This is a genomic window from Vibrio caribbeanicus ATCC BAA-2122 (assembly GCF_000165125.1).
GTDB classification, from domain to species: domain Bacteria; phylum Pseudomonadota; class Gammaproteobacteria; order Enterobacterales; family Vibrionaceae; genus Vibrio; species Vibrio caribbeanicus.
The window spans coordinates 1-575 of the sequence record NZ_AEIU01000031.1 but is presented as its reverse complement, the minus strand read 5'-3'; the positions used below and the strand labels follow the sequence as shown (position 1 = coordinate 575).

The 575-nt window shown below is 43.0% G+C and carries 1 protein-coding gene; it reads left to right on the top strand.

The window, feature by feature from the left end:
* Positions 1 to 575 (top strand): BspA family leucine-rich repeat surface protein (locus RH40_RS03415; protein ID WP_009599932.1); only part of this gene is annotated, 575 nt, incomplete at both ends.

Genomic DNA, 575 nt, shown 5'->3' with positions numbered 1-575 from the left:
ATGTTTTCAGGTGCCACCACCTTTAACCAACCTATCGGTAACTGGGATACCTCCAAGGTATCGGATATGGCAGGAATGTTTGAAGGTGCCGCCAGCTTTAACCAACCCATCGGTAACTGGGATACCTCCAAGGTTACAGATATGAGGGCGATGTTTAAAGACGCCAAAGCCTTTAACCAACCTATCGGTCACTGGGATATATCCAAAATAGAAAATATACATAGTATGTTCACTGGCGCATATAGCTTTAGCCAAGACTTGAGCCTATGGGAAACAAAAGGACCGTTGCGGGACAACACAGTCAAGTGTAATGATAAACATCTGCATTCAACCTTCATTTATCTCAACAATACTTATCTGGTTGTTGACAATGAGAGCATTAGAGACCAAGCCCAGCTCGATAAACTGGAACAAGGTCAAATCCGCTTTTGTACCTCTCATGTGACTAGTATGTATGAACTCTTTAAAGGTCGGGAACACTTTAATGCCTACATTAGTGATTGGGATACCTCCAAGGTATGGAATATGAGGGCAATGTTTGAAAGAGCCAAAGCCTTTAACCAAGACATCGGTGG